This is a genomic window from Mesorhizobium sp. B2-5-11 (genome assembly GCF_006440835.1).
Classification (GTDB): Bacteria; Pseudomonadota; Alphaproteobacteria; order Rhizobiales; family Rhizobiaceae; genus Mesorhizobium.
This window is the reverse complement of the sequence record NZ_VFUK01000020.1, coordinates 48702-65535: the sequence shown is the minus strand read 5'-3', so window position 1 is coordinate 65535 and position 16834 is coordinate 48702. Positions and strand designations below refer to the sequence as shown.

Below are 16834 nucleotides of genomic sequence, written 5' to 3'. Positions count from 1 at the left end.
CCCCTACTCCCCTACTCCCCTACTGCCCTACTGCGTGAGCATCATGCCCTACCAATCCCCGATCTCCCCCGGCCGTTCCTGGTACGAGGACACGGCCGGCCTGCGACCCGAATATCCGGTGCTGGACGGTGACCGGAGCTGCGACGTCGTTATCGTCGGGGGCGGTTTCACCGGCCTGTCGGCGGCGGTGCATCTGGCCAAGGCTGGTAGCAATGTGGTCTTGATCGAGGCGTATCGCTTCGGCGACGGCGCTTCCGGGCGCAATGGCGGCCAGCTCGGCACGGGGCAGCGCGCCTGGGCCGAGGAATTGGAGGCCGAGTACGGGTTTTCCCGCGCCAAGGCACTGTTCGACCTCGCCGAGGAGGCGAAGGCGCATCTGCTCGAATTCGCCGCCGCCAACCAGATCGATATCGACTACATGCCGGGCCAGCTCTCGGTTGCGCACAAGCCGCGCTATGTCGACGACTACAAGGCGCATGCCGAGATCATGGCCAGCCGCTTCTCCTATCCGCACATTTCGTTCATGGACGCGACGGAAACTGCGCAGCGGCTGGGCTCGACGGCCTATTTCGGCGGGACGCGCGACACCGGCACCGGCCATATCCATCCGATGAAACTGGTGATCGGCACGGCGCGGGCGGCGGCACAGGCCGGCGCACGATTGTTCGAAGCGACGCCGTCGACCGGCATTGTTTCGAGCGGCGGCACGGTGAAGGTTTCGACAGCCAGGGGGACGATCACAGCGCAGAAATGCCTGATCGCGGTCAATGCCTATGGCGGCACGCTCGAACCGGTGAGTGCCGCGCACATCATGCCGATCGGCTCGTTCATCGGCGCGACCGTGCCGCTTGGAGCGGATTCGAACGTGCTGCCGGGCGGCGAGGCCGTCGATGATTCCCGCTTCGTCGTGCGCTACTTCCGCAAGTCGAGGGATGGCCGGCTGCTGTTCGGCGGACGCGAGGTCTACGGCGTCAACGACCCCAAGGACATCCATATCCATATCCGCCGCCAGATCGCGGAACTCTATCCCGCACTGAGGGACGTCGAAATCACGCATGGCTGGGGCGGCTATGTCGGCATCACGGTGCCGAGAAAGCCGTTCGTGCGGGAAGTGATGCCGAATGTGATCTCGGCCGGCGGCTATTCCGGCCACGGCGTCATGCTGTCGAACTTCTTCGGCAAGCTCTATGCCGAAACGGTAGCCGGCAACCGCGACCGGCTAAAGCTGATCGAGGATTTGAAGATTCCGCCGTTCCCCGGTGGCCGGCGCTTGCGCGCGCCGCTGCTTTTCCTGGCGCTCAACTGGTTCGCGTTGCGCGACAGGATTTAACAATTGTTGAGTAATATCATGGGGGCCGCGACATCCAAGCGTTGCAGAATCTTCAGCAATGGCGCACTGATGCCACAATCGCGGGCAAAAAGTGCAATCTCTAGGCGAATATAGACGGGGATTTTCTGCGGGCCCGCCCGCTGTTTGATTTGGGACCGGTGCGACCGACGCACGCATTGCGGTGTTTGATCGAAGAACATCGGCCCCTTATGGAGGTGGCAAGAGTGAGAGAGCCCTTCAGTTTCGGTGCTCCGGAACGTCGGCGCTTTGCCATGCAGTTCGGCTACGACATGCGCCCGTCATTCTGGCAGGAAGTCCGTTCGAACTCGCATCTGGTGATTGCCGCGGTCGGCACGGCCGCGCTGCTCGGCGTGGCCGCGGTGGCACTGTGGCTGGCGTTGCCGGCGAACGAGCGGCAAGCGGTTGCCAATCCAGAGCAAGCCATTCCGGCCGTTCCGGTGAAGACGACGAAGATCGCGCCAGCGGGGATCACGGCGGCCGCGGCGGCGGTGCCGCAAGCGGCGCGAAAGTCCGACCAGGTCTCGCCGACCGTGGCTGTCTCGGAAGCCGCCATTCCGGCGCTCGCGGCGAACGACCCGCGCTGGACCGCGTCCCAATCGAAGACCGCACCGGCTGCTTCCGGCCAGTCGGCGAGCAAGGCCGGGCAGACGCCTGACAAGCCGGCGGCGGCGGCATTCGCGCAACCCGCTGCCGACACCGACGCCGCCACCGAGCTCGCCAAGGTCGCCGCACCGGCCCCGGCGGCGGGCAGCAGTCCCGATGGCGCGCAGACCGCCGCCATTCCGGCCGCGCAACCACAAGTAGCGTCGCAGCAATCTGCCGCGCAGCATGACGACAGCAAGGCCGAACCGCGCAAAGCGGCCGCGGCTGGCACCGGGCGCATCCTCAGGGCCGTGACTATGCGTAGCGGCCCGAAGAAGAATGCGGCCGCCATCGTCACGGTGCCCGCCAAGACCTCGGTGCAAGTGATGAGCTGCAAGCGTTGGTGCCAGATCGTCTACAACGGCAAGACAGGCTGGGTCTACAAAACTTACATCAAGACCGGCGCCTGACGCACCAGCGCCCCGATCAAGGCAGGCACGGCCGAGCCGATCTTTGGCGCAGCGATGACGGTGTGCGTCAGATGCAGCGCCCGCCGTCGACCTCCAGTGCAACCCCAGTAATGAAGGCGGCCTCGTCGGATGCCAGCCACAGTGCCGCATTGGCGATGTCGAGCGGGGTCGAAAGCCGGCCGAGCGGGATCGAGGCGCGGAATTTCTCGCGGATTTCGGGTGTATCGGCGCCCATGAATTTTTCCAGCATGCCGGTCTCACCGGCCACCGGACACAGGCAGTTGACGCGGATGTTCTTCGGCGCGAGTTCCACCGCCATCGACTTGGTGGCGGTGATCGCCCAGCCCTTGGAGGCGTTGTACCAGGTGAGGCCGGGCCGAGGGCGCAGGCCAGCGGTGGAGGCCGTGGTCAGGATGACGCCGCCGCCTTGCCGCTCCATGATCGGCACGACGGCAAGGGCAGCATGATAGATGGCCTTCATGTTGACCGATGTGATCAGGTCGAACGTCGACTCGTCGACTTCGAGCATGTCGCCATTGCGATGGGTGAACCCGGCATTGTTGACCATGATGTCGATACGTCCGAAGGCGCTTTTGGCGGCATGGACCATCTCGTCGAATTCGGAGCGCTGCGAAACGTCGGTCTGGGTCCAGATCGCCGCCTCGCCGATCTCGCCGGCTACGCGTTCGGCGCCCTTGGCATTGAGGTCGGCCACGACGATCCTGGCGCCCTCCTCGGCGAAGCGACGGGCAATGCCCTCGCCGAAACCCGAAGCGGCCCCGGTGACGATGGCGACCTTGTCCTTCAGACGCATGTTTTTCCGCTCCCTGGGTTCATCGCGTGGCTTTTACCGCGGGCTGCCGGCGTCATGGCCTGTGCCACGACAGGCAAAGCGCTGATTCTCCCTTAGCTTTCGTCACATTCACGTCCTATGCTGCAACTGCGAAGGCTTGGCGGAGTTGTCGTTTGCCGACAAGCCTTCGCTTGGTGCCAGTGTCAAGCGCACATCTGGACCGACGCAAATATGTAGCGATCGGTCGTCGATGTGACACCATGGCACTGGAAAATTTAAATCGATTAGAATATATCAGCCGCGTACTCGCGACCGGCGTCAAAGCGGATAGACCATGACCAGCCAGATCATCCCCGTCGACCCTTTCGACTTCATCATTTTCGGTGGCACCGGCGACCTGTCGGAACGCAAACTTCTGCCGTCGCTCTACTATCGCCAGCGCGACCATCAATTTTCCGAGCCAACCCGCATCATCGGCACATCGCGTTCGAAGATGAGTGATGACGAATTTCGGGCTTTCGCCAAGCAGGCTATTTCCGACCACGTCAAGGCGGCCGATATCGATCCCAAGGAGCTCAAGACCTTCCTGGCGCGGCTTTCCTATGTCCCGGCCGATGCCACGAGCGGCGCGGGGTTCGACAGACTGAAAAAGGCGATCGGTGACAGCGACTGCATCCGCGCCTTCTATCTGGCGGTGGCGCCGGCGCTGTTCGGCGACATCTCGCACAAGCTGAAAGAACACGACCTGATCACGCCGAATTCGCGCATCGTGCTGGAGAAGCCGATCGGCCGCGACCTCGCCTCTGCGCAAACGCTCAACGATCTGGTCGGCGACGATTTCCACGAAAGCCAGATCTTCCGCATCGACCACTATCTCGGCAAGGAAACGGTGCAGAACCTGATGGCGCTGCGTTTTGCCAATGCGCTCTACGAGCCGCTGTGGAATTCCGCCCATATCGACCACGTGCAGATCACCGTCGCCGAGACGGTCGGCCTGGAAGACCGTGTCACCTATTACGACAAGGCCGGCGCGCTGCGCGACATGGTGCAGAACCATATGCTGCAACTGCTCTGCCTGGTGGCCATGGAAGCGCCATCGTCGATGGACGCCGACGCCGTGCGTGACGAGAAGCTGAAGGTGCTGCGCGCGCTCAAGCGCATCAACGGCAACGAGGCGCCGAAGCACACGGTGCGTGGACAATACCGCGCCGGCGCTTCCGCAGGCGGGCCGGTGAAAGGCTATGTCGAGGAGCTCGGCAAGGACAGCAACACCGAAACCTTCGTCGCGATCAAGGCCGAGATCGGCAACTGGCGCTGGGCAGGCGTTCCGTTCTACCTCAGGACCGGCAAGCGGCTGGCAACCCGGGTCTCGGAGATCGTCATCGAGTTCAAGCCGATCCCGCATTCGATCTTCGGCGGCGACAGCGCCGGGCCGATCTTCGCCAACCAGCTGGTCATCCGGCTGCAGCCCGACGAAGGCGTCAAACAATTCATCATGATCAAGGACCCGGGTCCGGGCGGCATGCGGCTGCGGCAGATTTCGCTCGACATGAGCTTCGCGCAGTCCTTCGACGGCCGCGCGCCGGACGCTTATGAACGGCTGATCATGGATGTCGTGCGCGGCAACCAGACGCTGTTCATGCGCCGCGACGAGGTCGAGGCCGCGTGGAGGTGGATCGACCCGATCCAGAACGCCTGGGAAAGCGCCAGGCAGGAGGCGCAGGGCTATACGGCGGGCACCTGGGGACCTTCGGCCTCGATAGCGCTGATCGAACGTGACGGGCGGACATGGCACGAGAGCAATTGAACAGCGCCAGCTACAACTGGAATGGCTTTTCCGACCGCGCGGAACTGGCGGCTGCGCTGGCCGGCCGCGTCGCCGACCGGCTGGCAAAGGCAATCGCGGCGCGCGGCACGGCGTTACTGGCCGTTTCCGGCGGCACGACGCCGGCAAAATTCTTTGCTGCCCTGTCGGGAATACCGATCGCCTGGGACAAGGTAACGGTGACGCTGATCGACGAGCGCTTCGTGCCGGCCTCCTCGCCGCGTTCCAATGCCGGACTGGTGGCCGCCAATCTGTTGCAGAACGCGGCTGCGGCGGCACGGTTCGTGCCGCTCTATCACGAAGCCGTCAGCATCGAGGATGCCGCGGCATCGGACAATGCGGCGCTCCAGTCCCTGCCCTGGCCGCTCGACGTCGCCGTGCTCGGCATGGGACCTGACGGCCATACCGCCTCATTCTTTCCCGACGCCGACAATCTGGCGAAATTGCTCGACCCGTCCTCGCACAGGATCGTGCTGCCGGTTCATGCGGCAAGCGCCGGCGAGCCGCGGCTGACCCTGTCGCTGGCGCGCATCGTCGATGCCGGCTTCCTGGCGCTGCACATAGAGGGCGAGGACAAACGCACCGCCTTCGACGGCGCGGTGGCACCCGGTCCGCGAAAGCCGATCCGCGCCGTGCTCGACGCCGCCCCCAGGCCTGTAGAGGTTTTCTGGGCACCCTAACTCTAGACTTATCTGGTCCCGGCAAACGGCGGGAGGATGTTTCCGGGACCTCGCTTGAAAGGACCGAACGCCATGACCGCAAGACGCGATATCGAAGCCATCACGGAGCGCATCCGCCAACGCTCCAAGCCGGGCCGCGAGCGCTATCTCGGCCGCATCGCCAGCGCATCGAACCAGACCGCCAACCGGGCGGTGCTGTCCTGCGGCAATCTTGCCCATGGCTTTGCCGTGTGCAGCCCCTCGGAGAAAGTGGCGCTGGGTGCCGACAAGGTGCCGAACCTCGGTATCATCACCTCCTACAACGACATGCTGTCGGCGCATCAGCCCTTCGAGACATTCCCGGCGCTGATCAAGGAAGCGGCGCGGGAGGCCGGCGGCATCGCCCAGGTTGCCGGCGGCGTGCCGGCGATGTGCGACGGTGTCACCCAGGGGCAGCCGGGCATGGAGCTTTCGCTGTTCTCGCGCGATGTCATCGCCATGGCGGCCGCGATCGGCCTGTCGCACAATATGTTCGACGCCGCCGTTTATCTGGGCGTCTGCGACAAGATCGTGCCCGGGCTGGTGATCGCGGCACTGACCTTCGGCCATCTGCCGGCGGTGTTCATTCCGGCCGGGCCGATGACGACAGGCCTGCCCAACGATGAAAAGGCCAGGGTTCGCCAGCTCTATGCCGAGGGCAAGGCAGGCCGCGCCGAACTGCTGGAGGCCGAGTCCAAATCCTACCATGGACCGGGGACATGCACCTTCTATGGCACGGCCAACTCCAACCAGATGTTGATGGAGATCATGGGCCTGCACACGCCAGGCGCTTCCTTCGTCAATCCGGGCACGCCGCTGCGAGACGCCTTGACCCGCGAGGCGACCAAGCGGGCGCTGGCGATCACCGCGCTTGGCAACGCCTATACGCCGGTCGGGCGGATGATCGACGAGCGTTCCATCGTCAACGGCGTGGTTGGCCTGCACGCGACCGGCGGCTCGACCAACCATACCATTCATCTGATCGCCATGGCCGCAGCCGCTGGGATCGCGCTGACCTGGCAGGATATTTCCGACCTCTCGGAAGCGGTGCCGCTCCTGGCGCGCGTCTATCCCAACGGGCTTGCGGATGTGAACCATTTCCATGCCGCCGGCGGGCTCGGCTTCCTCATTCGCGAGCTGCTCGACGAAGGCGTGCTGCATGAAGATGTGCAGACGGTATGGGGCGAAGGCCTGCGGCCCTACGCAGTCGAGGCAAAGCTCGGTGCCGACGGCAGCGTCGTGCGCGAAGCCGCCCCGCGCGCGAGTGGCGACGCGAAGGTCCTGGCGCCGTTCAAGAAAGCCTTTCAGCCGACGGGCGGCCTCAAAGTGCTGGCCGGCAATCTCGGCCATGCCGTCATCAAGACGTCCGCGGTGAAGCCGGAACGGCGCCTCATCGAAGCGCCGGCCAAAGTGTTCGACAGCCAGCAAGGGCTGAACGAAGCCTTCAAGGCCGGCACGCTCACCGGCGACTTCATCGCCGTCATCCGCTTCCAGGGGCCGAAGGCCAACGGCATGCCGGAACTGCACAAGCTGACCACCGTGCTCGGCATCCTGCAGGATCGCGGCCAGCGCGTCGCACTGGTCACGGATGGGCGCATGTCCGGCGCCTCCGGCAAGGTGCCGGCGGCGATCCATGTCACGCCGGAAGCGGTCGAGGACGGCCCGATCGCCAGGATCCACGACGGCGACATCATCCGGCTGGATGCGGATGCCGGCACGCTTGAAGTGCTGGTACCGGCAGCGGAATTCGCGCTGCGTCGGACGGCGGAAGCCGATCTCATCGGCAATGAGTTCGGCTTCGGCCGTGAGCTCTTCGCCGGGTTCCGTCAGCTGGTGGGTCGAGCCGACCATGGGGCCAGCGCGTTTGGAACCGACGCAGCGGAATTCGCACTGCAATGAAAAGGGACGGCTCCTGGCCGCCGTAGCTGAAATGTGGATTACTTGCTTGTCGCGGGGATCGTCGTCAAAGCCGGTTATTTTGTTGCGAAGATTAGGATTTCTGAGATCGGACGTGGCCGAAAGGGCAAAGCACAAGGCTTTCCGTAAATAACTCGCCCCACTGTGCTTCTCGAATGCAACTGCTCTCCGCTGGCGGCGTACGCTAGCTGTTCATGATTCCTCCGAATCACCACAAAATCTCAATTTTTCGTCAGCTCGCCATATGGGCAAATTCGCGAAGCTGCCGAAACTACGACATGCAAGCCGAAACTCCTCGGTGACGCCAGCTATGCGACGGCCTTCGCCACCATGTCCGGATGCTGACCGATCACGCGCACATAGGCGATAGCGAAATCCGGCGCGGTTGCCCGCGCCTGCTCCCAATCGCGTAGCGTGCCGACCGGAACCCGGAAGCGGCTGGCGAACTCGGACTGCGACAGGCCAAGCCCGGTCCTCGTCTTGCGGATCAGGCGGGCGCGCTGGCCCCGGTCCATCGCCCCAGCCGTCACGTCGAAGTCATCGGCGTCAGCCGGGTCAGCAGGTAGCGAGATATGCTCGTTCTTCACCCTTGTTGCTCCTTCTCACTGAGATGAAGCGGGGCTGTTCACCCCGCCAGACGAAGACGCCGGTGAACAGCTTCTCCCCGACGATGCCGACCACCTTGAACCGTTCCTCGCCGTCGATCTCTCGGATGGAGGGGATAATGAGATGGTTGTCGTCCTCAAAAATCCGATCGCCAAAGGCCAGCGGTAATTTGTGCTTTTCGCGATTCGCCGCATCCTTGGCAGAGTCGAACCTGTCCTGCGTCATGGGCTACAATCATACGGGATTTCCGTATAGATCGCAAATCCCTTTTCACTCGTGAAATGTCGAGGGTTTTAGGAGCGCGACAAACCCACAGAGGAAAGGCGCTTAAACCGCTCGGTATGGTAACTGGAGCCGCTGGGTAAACCTTCGCTCGGCCGGCTAAAGCGCCGGCGATTTCGGGCAGCACATTCATCGCATCTCGGCCATGGTCGAGCTTTCAGCACGGCCGGAATGTCGTAGGTGTCGTTGATTGACTTGACGGTTCGCCAATCGAGACCGGCCTGGTAGGCCGGCTCGTGGGCCGCCCCTTCTGTTGCTGACAACCAAACCCTACTGAACCGTGATCTCGGCCCGTTCGCCAGCCTTGACTGTCACCGGCATCTCCTTGTCATGACCCTCATCCGACATATGCCGGACGACGACATAATCGCCGGCGGGGATCGTCTGCTGCCAGTTGTCGCCGTAGTTGAAGCCGAGCGATTTGCGCTTGCCATCGATGTCCTTTTTCGACGAAAACACCTCAATCGAATAAGCGCCGGGCGCCGATATTGCGAGCACGCCCGCATCGAGCACGACCTTCACGTCCTGGCTGTCGCCGGGCTTGATGCTGAAAGGCTGCTCGACGACGGCGAGATCGAGCGTTGTCACCGCCACATAGTCGTCGGGCGGCAGCCAGAACTTGCTGTCGGCCCCATAGGAGTGCTCGACGCTGTCGCGGCTGCCGTCGATCTTCTTCTTCGCCTTGACGATCTCAAAGCCGATGGCCGAATTGTCGGCCTTCTCGCCGCCAGACGTATAGTAGGCATTGAGCATGGCCTGGCCGACGCCGACCACGACGTCCTTTTCTACGGTCTGCCCGGCGGCGAGCTGGATTGTTTCCGTCACCGTGCCGGCACCGATCTGCACCGTCACCTTCTGTTCGCCCGCCGGCACGATGGCCTGGGTGTCGCCGTAATGGGTGGTGCTGCCACCGGGATAGCCGAAATCGACGCGGGCTTCGCTGCTGATCTCGGCGCCCTGGCTTGCATGTGGGTGGATGATCAATGTGCCGGCGTTCAGGATAAAGAGCGGTTTTTGGACCTGGCCGGCCTCGATCTTGACCTTCTGCTCGACCTTGGCTTCGTCGTCGCGCGCGACGACGATATAGTCGCCGGGATCGAGTTTGCCGCTATAGCTGCCATATTCGGTGGTGACGGACTCGCCGCGCGAGCCGTCGGGGTTGGCTTTGTAAATCTCCCAGGCATTGCCGTCGGTGATCGGCTCGCCGCCTTCGGCCATCACCACGGTCGGCTGGAAATTGAAAGCAGGCCTTGCAGGCTCCGGCGCAGGCGCTGGCGCTGGCGCCGGTTCGGTTGCCGGCGCCGGCGCGGGGGGCGGTGACGGCGCCGGTGCGGCGACGGTTTCGACCAAAGCTTGCCGCAGCGCCTTCTCGTCGGACGCCTGGATGTACTTGCCGCCGGTGTTGTCGGCGAGGCAAGCGATCTGCTTGCCTTCGTCGGCCGTAAGGCCAAAGCCGACAACGTCGGCTGTGAAATCGACGCCGGACGATTCGAGTTCCTTGCCAAGCGCGCAAGGATCGCCGCCACAGGTCTCGAGCCCGTCGGTGATGAGAACGACGGTCGCCTTGTCCTCGGTGTATTTCAGCGCTTCGGCCGCCTGCTTGACGGCTGATGTCAGCGGCGTCTTGCCGAGGAATTTCATGCTGTCGGCCGCGGCCGAAATCGCGCTCGCCGAGCCGGCCTGCGGCGGTACGATCAGCTGGATATCCTCGCAACTGCCTTTCTTGCGATGGCCATAGGCCATGAAACCGAGTTCATCGTCGGCGGGAACCGATTGCAGCACGCTTCTCAGCGACTCACGGGCGATTTCGAGCTTGGGCCTGCCGTCGATCTGCGCCCACATCGACCCTGAAGCGTCGAGGATGATGATGACCTTGTTCGCGGCAAAGCCGAATGTCGTCATCGACAAAAGGAGAAACGCCGCAGCGACGCTCCGTGCAAGTCCCGCCATCAAAATCTCCTGAGTAGCCGCCCGTCCGCCGGCTGAAGCTATTTGAGCCCACCCTGGGACACAAGCCCGGACGCGGCTTGTCCGAGGCTTAGTAGGTGGTGCGGCGCTCTTCGGAAGGCGGACGGCCAAACTGCAGCCGGTAGCTCTGGGCAAAATAGGAATGCGAGGTGAAGCCGGTGGCGATCGCCACATCGAGGATCGGCATGTTGGTCTGGCGCAACAATTCGCGCGCCCGCTCCAACCGCAGCCGCATGTAGTAGCGGCCGGGCGTGACGTTGAGGTGGCGCAGGAACAAACGCTCCACCTGACGCACCGAAAGGCCGGCCGATTTGGCGAGCTGCACCGCCGAGAGCGGCTCGTCGAGATGGTCGGCCATCAGCTCGACGATGCGCCTGAGCTTCTCCGACTTGCCGGTGAGATCGCGCTCCGGCCCGACGCGCTGGCGGTCGCCGGCCGAGCGGATGCGCTCGTGCTGGAACTGGTTGGCGACGCCATTGGCGAGGTTCGAGCCGAAGTCGCCGCGCACGATCTCCAGCATCAGGTCGATCGAGGTGGTGCCGCCGGCGCAGGTGTACCGCTTGCGGTCGATCTCGAAGACGTTGCCAGTGCAGTTGATGTCGGGAAAGCGCTCGACGAAGCCGGCGCGGTTCTCCCAATGGATGGTGCAGCGATAGCCGTCGAGCTGGCCGGCCTCGGCCAGCAAATAGGATCCGACCGACAGCGCGCCGAGCGCATTGCCGCGCCGGCCCCAGCTGCGCAGCGCCGCCAGAACCTTGCTCTTGCCGGGAAACTCCGTGGTCAGCCCGACCGAGACGAAGAGGATGTCGACCGGCGGAAGGTCGGCAACCGCATAGTCGATCTTGAGCGGCAAGCCGTTGGACGCCATCACCGGATCGCCATCGGCCGATACCGTCGTCCAGCCGTAGAAATCGCGGCCGAGCAGCCGGTTCGCCGAACGGAACGTGTCGATCGCGGCGGCCAGCGAGAACATGGAGAACTTGTCGACCAGCAGGAATGCGAATTGCCGGCCGCCTTGAACGGGATCATTCATGACCGGCCGTTCCAAGGGAATAGTTGGGTTCGGCAAAGCTGCTGCTTTCTGGTGGTCAGAAGGAGGGCCGTTTCAACCCGACCGCAAGGTAGGCGGAGGCTAACGTATTGGCCATCAGCATGGCAATGGTCATCGGCCCGACGCCGCCGGGCACGGGCGTGATGGCGCCGGCGGCCTTCGCCGCTTCGGCATAGGCGACGTCGCCGACGAGGCGGGATTTGCCCTCCCCCTTCTCCGGGGCCGGGATGCGATTGATGCCGACGTCGATGACGGTTGCGCCGGACTTCACCCAATCGCCCCTGATCATCTCCGGCCGGCCAACGGCGGCGACGAGAATGTCGGCGGTGCGGGCCAGCCCCGGCAGATCCTTCGTGCGGCTGTGCGCGATGGTGACGGTGCAATTGGCGGCGAGCAGGAGATTGGCCATCGGCTTGCCGACGATGTTGGAACGGCCGACGACGACGGCATTGAGGCCCGACAGATCCTTGCCGCGCACGCGCTCGATCAGGAGCATCGAGCCGGCGGGCGTGCAGGGAACGAAAGCGGTGTCGAGTTCGCCGGTGCCGAGCTTGCCGACATTGATGAAATGGAAGCCGTCGACATCCTTCTGCGGCGCGATCGCCTGGATGACCTTGCCGGCGTCGATGTGGGCGGGAAGCGGAAGCTGCACCAGGATGCCGTTGATGGCGGGATCGGCGTTGAGGTCGGCGATGATCTTGAGCAGCGCCTCCTGGGAGGTGTCCGCCGGCAGCGTGTGCTGGACCGAATGAAAGCCGCATTCCTTGGCGGTGCGGGATTTGGAGGCGACGTAGACCTGGCTCGCCGGATCCTCGCCGACGATAACCACGGCGAGGCCGGGCTGGATCTTGCCCTTGGCGACAAGCTCGGCGGTCAGGGTCTTCACCGTCCGCACCACGTCTTCGGCAACGCTTTTGCCGTCAATCACTCCGGCCATATGAATCACCCCTCGATACGTTCCGCCAAACCGGCCGCGTCTGAAAATGCGGCGCTTTGGATCCTTTTCTCAAGCGCGTGCCGAAGCCTGCATGGCCCGGCCAGCCGGGCTGCGTCTCCGGCAAGACACCGCGCGGCATTTTGACGAAAATTCGAACACGCAATCCCGTCAAAGCGCCGTCCGATGCCGTTTACGCGAAACCGGCGCGCTTTTGTTCGACACAGGAGACTATCTTGTGGCTCAGAAATAGCGGCGGCCCGCGCGGCTCTCGGTAAGCTCGCGAACAGCCTCGCGAAATTCGCGCAGGCTGGCGCGAATTTCCTCGATCGACGCCTGCTCGGCGCCCTTCTCGGCGGCGGCGGGCTGCTCCAGCGGCGCGGCGGGATAGGCCGACGGCTGAGCCGGAGCGGGTGCGGCCGGGTAGGGCATGGGCGCGCCATAGGGCGCCGTGGCCTGGGGATGGCCTGCCGCCGACCGCGTCTGCCAAGGCTGCATGTGCGGATAGACCAAGGGCTGCGCATAGGGATGGGACGAGGCCGGATACATCGCCTGCTGCGGCACCAGGGGCGACCGCAATGGCGGTCCCATGGGCCGCGTATATCCGGCGTCCGCGTCTGGCTGAAAAGATGGCCGCGGATAGTCTGGAGCTGGCGGGCGATGTCCAAAGGCGGAATCCGGAGCCGGATAGCCGGGAAATGCCGGAGTGCTCGCCGGCCGGCCCTCTTCGGCGACAGCGGCCGATGCAGATGCACCGGGAAACGCATCGTCCTGCGCCTCGGTGCCGGGCTTGCGGGACACGGCTTTGCGCAGCCTCGACATCAGCAAGCCGATCCGGCTTGGACCCTCGGTGGCAGCGGCTCCGGGCTGCGCGGCAAGCGGCGGCACTGATGCTGGTGGCGGCGGCGGTGATTGCGGCGGCGATGCTTGCGGTATCGGCGGCGCCGGCGGAGGCGGCGCCCGGAATGCCTGGTCATCGAGCGGCGCCCGGCGCTCCTCTATCTTGCGGTCACGGCGGGATCGTGACCCGGCGGTCTCACGCAGGCTTTCATAGGCGCCGCGCATGGCGCCGAGACCAACGCCGGAGGCAAAGCCCAGCAGCAGGCCGGCAAGCGCCACCACGGCGCGCGACGGCCCGTTCGGCTCCAGCGGAATGGAGGCGGGCGAGATGACGCTCATATTGGCGGTGTTGATATTCTTCTGCTCGCCGGTCTCCTTGGCGCGCAGGAGATATTGCTCATAGACCGAGCGCTTGGCCGAGGCCTCGCGTTCCAGTTCGCGCATCGAGACAAGGTCGCTGTTGACGTCGCCGCTGCGCACCTTCATCTGCGCCAGGCGGGAAGCAAGGTCCTGTTCGAGCTGGACCGAGCGTTTGAGGTCAACCTGCAGCGACGACGCGATGCGGCTGAGTTCGGCGACGATGCGTTCGCGCGCGCCGGTGAGCTGGGCCTCGAGCGCCTGGCGCTCGGGATGGCGCGGTCCGAGCCGGACCGCTGCCCGATCAGCCTCCTGTTTGAGCGTTGCGTATTGCGAGCGCAGATCGCTCATGGAGTTGGAGTTGATCTCTTCCGGCAAGGTGCCGCTGAGCACCGAATTCACGTTGACCTGACGTGCCGAGGCCGCGCGGGCGTTCAGCTCCAGCGTGCGGGCGCGAGCGACGGAAAGCTGCTCGTTGAGCTTGAGCATCTGGTCGTCGCTGATCAGATGGCCCTGCGCGTCGACAAGATCATGGGTGGCCCTGAAATCCTCGACCTTGCGCTCGGCCGCCTCGACGCCCTTGCGCATCTCGTCGAGTTTCGCCGTCAGTTCGTTGTTGGCCCGGCCGGCAGTGTCGGACTGGATTTCACCCGAAGTCTGCAGGAAGACCTTCGTCATCGTTTCGGCGATGAGCGCCGATTTCTGGGCGTCCTGCGTGGTGACGCCGATGGTGATCACGGAGGTCTTGCCGCCGCGCTCGACCGAAACGCTCTCGGCCAGGCTGACGATGGCAAGGGAAAGGCGGCGGGATTGGTCGACACCGCCCGGTCCGTCCTGGCGCAACAGGATCGAGCGGATCAGCGATATGACGCTCAGGCCGCCATTGCCTTGGCCGTTGAACTCGGGGTCGTCGACAAGGTTGAGCTCCTGGACAACCTTGTTCAACACGGTGCCGGAGGTCAGCAACTTGATCTGGTTCTCGACGTTGACGAGCGCCGCGTCGGGCATGACCACCGCCTGGGTGAGATCGCGATCCGTAAGCTTCAGGTCGCGCGGGTCGACGATCAGTTCGGTGGTGGACTCGTATTTCTTCGGCGTCGACAGGGCAATCGCAACGCCGAGCGCCGCGCCCAGTACCGTCGTGGTGATGATCAGCGCTTTGGACCTGGCGACGCCGCGAACCACCTGCATCGGATCGATCAGGGGCTTCCATTGCTGGCTGTCGGCATCCTCGCCAGGAGATGCTCCCGCTTCGCTCGCGCTCAGCGGTTCGGATGTGCTGCGCGGGGAATCAACGCTCGAGGCGATCTCAGGAACCGTCTCTTCATACGGCATCGCCGAGTCCGAACCGCCGATACCGGCCCCATCGTGCGAACGCGAAATGCCGGCGGACGCCGGAGCCGGCTCGCCGCCCGGCTGCAAGCGTTGCGTTGCGGTGGATGCGGAAGGCGCCGGATTCATCTTCGCCTCGCGCTGCGAACGCGCCAGGCGATGACGTGTGGCGGCATCCTCGCGCCATGACGGATTTGCCCGATCCCCTAGCGAGACCAGCGATGCCTCGTCCTCACCGCGCACGGCTTGGCCAAGCGCCAGCAAGGATCGCTCGCGCCTCCAGTCCTCACGATTTTCCCTGTCGCCCATTGTCGCGGAGCTTACTTTCAGCCGCCAGACAGCGGCAGTCGGCCATTTGTTAAGCCACGCTAAACAAGCATAGAAAACAAAAGGTTAATTTTAGGCGGCCGAAAGCATTGCTTGATGCCGGCTGCTTGGAATTTCAGCAGATGCAGGAAGATTTCAGAAGGGCACGTTAAACTTTGCCGCCTATGCCTTTCCCTGACCTATGACTGAGGCTAGCGACATACCGCAGAGGCGGCCCCTCGCCCGGATCGGCACCTTCGTGGCCGAAAGACGGGGGATTGTTCGCGACTATTTTTCAGCGATCAGCGGCGCCGGCGGGCGGCTGGTGTTTTCACTCGCCTACTTCATCGCCTTGGCCAATACGCTTTCCATCGCCGAGTTCGGCATGTTCGCCACCGCCTCGGCCGCCGGAGTGATGCTGTCGCGGCTTCTGGCCTTCGGCTTCATCTCGGCACTCTACCGCACCGCCACCATCCGCCCCAACCTGATTGGCACCTTCACCGCAGGCTTCCTGCTGCTGGGCATCGTCTCGTTGCCGCTGCTCGCCGCGGCCTCCTACATCGTCTACCTGATCTTCTTTGCCAGCACCGTGCCGCTGCCGGTGTTCGCGGCAATCGTCTTTGCCGAGGCGCTTCTGTGGCGGCCGGTGGAGGTGGCGCTGATCGTCAACAACGGTCTCGGCAAATTCGGCCGTGCCGCCGTGCTGGCGATCCTGGCGACGGCGTTGCGGGCAGCCGGCGCGGTGCTGTTCATGTTCTGGGCGCAACACAGCGTCTGGGTGTGGTCCTGGTTCTATATCGGCGCGAACGCGGCCTCGCTGCTGGTCGCGTTCGGCCTCTTCTATCCGCGCCAGCGGCTGCGGCTGCGCGGCGAGCTCTATCTCAGGCGGCTCGCCGATTCGATCTACGTCGCCGGCGCCGAGGTGTTGTTCTACCTGCAGATGGAGTTCGACAAGCTTCTGGTGCTGGCGATCGGCGGGCCGCACCTGGCCGGCATCTATGCCATCATCATGCGGCTGGTCGACCTGACGGCGATCCCGATCCGCACCTTCTCCATGATGCTGGTGCAGCGCATGATGCGCGCCCCGGAGCTCTTGTCACGGCTGGCGGTCAAGAGCGGCATCGAAGGCGGCGTATTCGCGGTCTCGACGCTGGCGCTGCTGGCGCTTGCCGTGGTGCTGCATTTCTTCCCCGGGGCGCTCGGCAAGAACGTCTCGGAGGCCGCTCCCCTGGTGGCGCTTGCGATCGGCGTTCCGGGACTGCGCAATCTGGTCGAATACCAGGCGGAACTTCTGTTCGCGCGCGGCCAGACGCTGGTGCGGGCGCTCAATCTCGGCCTGCTCGCCGCTCTCAAGGCGCTGCTGCTGACCTATGTGCTGACAACCATTGCCGACACATCGAAGCTGGTGCTGTCGCTCAACGTCGTCTTCCTGCTGCTCTATCTCGCGTCGATGCTGCTGACCTATTCGGCGCTGCGCAAGCCGGCGAAGGCGATCTGATCCTTCATCCGGGCAGTCTTTCCG

General features: G+C 64.2%; 13 protein-coding genes and 1 pseudogene. 6 read left to right on the top strand and 8 right to left on the bottom strand.

What is annotated here, in order from left to right; all coding sequences use genetic code 11:
- Positions 1–43 precede the first annotated feature (43 nt).
- Together FJ490_RS31825 and FJ490_RS31820 are read left to right on the top strand one after the other, a co-directional pair.
- On the top strand, positions 44–1330 hold the full coding sequence (locus tag FJ490_RS31825; RefSeq protein WP_140728612.1) for an FAD-binding oxidoreductase: 1287 nt from the start codon (positions 44–46) through the stop codon (positions 1328–1330).
- A gap of 224 nt (positions 1331–1554) precedes the next feature.
- Positions 1555–2403 carry an SH3 domain-containing protein gene (locus FJ490_RS31820; protein ID WP_224680611.1) on the top strand — a complete coding sequence of 283 codons (849 nt, stop codon included), beginning with the start codon at positions 1555–1557 and terminating at the stop codon, positions 2401–2403.
- Between the two features lie 67 nt (positions 2404–2470).
- Here FJ490_RS31820 and FJ490_RS31815 read toward each other — a convergent pair whose 3' ends face one another.
- Positions 2471–3217, bottom strand: coding sequence for an SDR family oxidoreductase (locus FJ490_RS31815; protein WP_140686547.1), 747 nt, complete (start codon positions 3215–3217; stop codon positions 2471–2473).
- A gap of 313 nt (positions 3218–3530) precedes the next feature.
- Between FJ490_RS31815 and zwf the strand changes: the two genes are divergently transcribed.
- From zwf to edd, 3 genes are all read left to right on the top strand, one after another.
- Entirely contained in the window at positions 3531–5003 is a 1473-nt protein-coding gene (gene zwf, locus FJ490_RS31810; RefSeq protein WP_140501096.1) for a glucose-6-phosphate dehydrogenase, read from the top strand.
- Positions 4985–5701 carry a 6-phosphogluconolactonase gene (gene pgl / locus FJ490_RS31805; protein ID WP_140728611.1) on the top strand — a complete coding sequence of 239 codons (717 nt, stop codon included), beginning with the start codon at positions 4985–4987 and terminating at the stop codon, positions 5699–5701. Before zwf ends, pgl begins: the two co-directional genes overlap by 19 nt.
- A 72-nt stretch (positions 5702–5773) precedes the next feature.
- Positions 5774–7618, top strand: coding sequence for a phosphogluconate dehydratase (gene edd, locus FJ490_RS31800; protein WP_140525577.1), 1845 nt, complete (start codon positions 5774–5776; stop codon positions 7616–7618).
- A 326-nt stretch (positions 7619–7944) separates the two neighbouring features.
- Here edd and FJ490_RS31795 read toward each other — a convergent pair whose 3' ends face one another.
- The 7 genes and pseudogenes from FJ490_RS31795 to FJ490_RS31765 form a co-directional block, all read right to left on the bottom strand.
- On the bottom strand, positions 7945–8223 hold the full coding sequence (locus FJ490_RS31795; RefSeq protein ID WP_140501090.1) for a helix-turn-helix domain-containing protein: 279 nt from the start codon (positions 8221–8223) through the stop codon (positions 7945–7947).
- On the bottom strand, positions 8192–8467 hold the full coding sequence (locus FJ490_RS31790) for a BrnT family toxin (protein ID WP_140501088.1): 276 nt from the start codon (positions 8465–8467) through the stop codon (positions 8192–8194). Before FJ490_RS31790 ends, FJ490_RS31795 begins: the two co-directional genes overlap by 32 nt.
- Positions 8379–8754, bottom strand: a pseudogene (locus tag FJ490_RS33440) (hypothetical protein); the annotation flags it as partial. The gene FJ490_RS31790 and the pseudogene FJ490_RS33440, both read right to left, overlap by 89 nt.
- Before the next feature lie 40 nt (positions 8755–8794).
- Positions 8795–10474: a VWA domain-containing protein gene (locus FJ490_RS31780; protein WP_140728610.1), complete on the bottom strand. Its 1680-nt coding sequence runs from the start codon at positions 10472–10474 to the stop codon at positions 8795–8797.
- 88 nt (positions 10475–10562) lie between these two features.
- Entirely contained in the window at positions 10563–11525 is a 963-nt protein-coding gene (locus FJ490_RS31775; RefSeq protein ID WP_140501084.1) for a GlxA family transcriptional regulator, read from the bottom strand.
- A gap of 55 nt (positions 11526–11580) precedes the next feature.
- On the bottom strand, positions 11581–12480 hold the full coding sequence (gene folD / locus FJ490_RS31770) for a bifunctional methylenetetrahydrofolate dehydrogenase/methenyltetrahydrofolate cyclohydrolase FolD (RefSeq protein WP_140728609.1): 900 nt from the start codon (positions 12478–12480) through the stop codon (positions 11581–11583).
- 240 nt (positions 12481–12720) lie between these two features.
- Positions 12721–15315, bottom strand: coding sequence for a GumC family protein (locus tag FJ490_RS31765; protein WP_140728608.1), 2595 nt, complete (start codon positions 15313–15315; stop codon positions 12721–12723).
- 199 nt (positions 15316–15514) lie between these two features.
- Here FJ490_RS31765 and FJ490_RS31760 point away from each other — a divergent pair, with 199 nt between their 5' ends.
- The gene (locus FJ490_RS31760; RefSeq protein ID WP_140728607.1) at positions 15515–16810 is read left to right on the top strand and encodes a lipopolysaccharide biosynthesis protein; all 1296 of its coding nucleotides are present in this window, start codon (positions 15515–15517) and stop codon (positions 16808–16810) included.
- The last annotated feature ends 24 nt before the right edge of the window (positions 16811–16834 follow it).

Excerpts from the sequence above, each read along its gene's own strand:
- zwf (WP_140501096.1), top strand. The coding sequence starts at position 3,531 with ATGACCAGCCAGATCATCCCCGTCGACCCTTTCGACTTCATCATTTTC.
- FJ490_RS31780 (WP_140728610.1), bottom strand. The coding sequence starts at position 10,474 with ATGGCGGGACTTGCACGGAGCGTCGCTGCGGCGTTTCTCCTTTTGTCG.
- FJ490_RS31825 (WP_140728612.1), top strand. The coding sequence starts at position 44 with ATGCCCTACCAATCCCCGATCTCCCCCGGCCGTTCCTGGTACGAGGAC.
- FJ490_RS31815 (WP_140686547.1), bottom strand. The coding sequence starts at position 3,217 with ATGCGTCTGAAGGACAAGGTCGCCATCGTCACCGGGGCCGCTTCGGGT.
- FJ490_RS31760 (WP_140728607.1), top strand. The coding sequence starts at position 15,515 with ATGACTGAGGCTAGCGACATACCGCAGAGGCGGCCCCTCGCCCGGATC.
- folD (WP_140728609.1), bottom strand. The coding sequence starts at position 12,480 with ATGGCCGGAGTGATTGACGGCAAAAGCGTTGCCGAAGACGTGGTGCGG.
- edd (WP_140525577.1), top strand. The coding sequence starts at position 5,774 with ATGACCGCAAGACGCGATATCGAAGCCATCACGGAGCGCATCCGCCAA.
- FJ490_RS31765 (WP_140728608.1), bottom strand. The coding sequence starts at position 15,315 with ATGGGCGACAGGGAAAATCGTGAGGACTGGAGGCGCGAGCGATCCTTG.
- FJ490_RS31790 (WP_140501088.1), bottom strand. The coding sequence starts at position 8,467 with ATGACGCAGGACAGGTTCGACTCTGCCAAGGATGCGGCGAATCGCGAA.
- FJ490_RS31775 (WP_140501084.1), bottom strand. The coding sequence starts at position 11,525 with ATGAATGATCCCGTTCAAGGCGGCCGGCAATTCGCATTCCTGCTGGTC.
- pgl (WP_140728611.1), top strand. The coding sequence starts at position 4,985 with ATGGCACGAGAGCAATTGAACAGCGCCAGCTACAACTGGAATGGCTTT.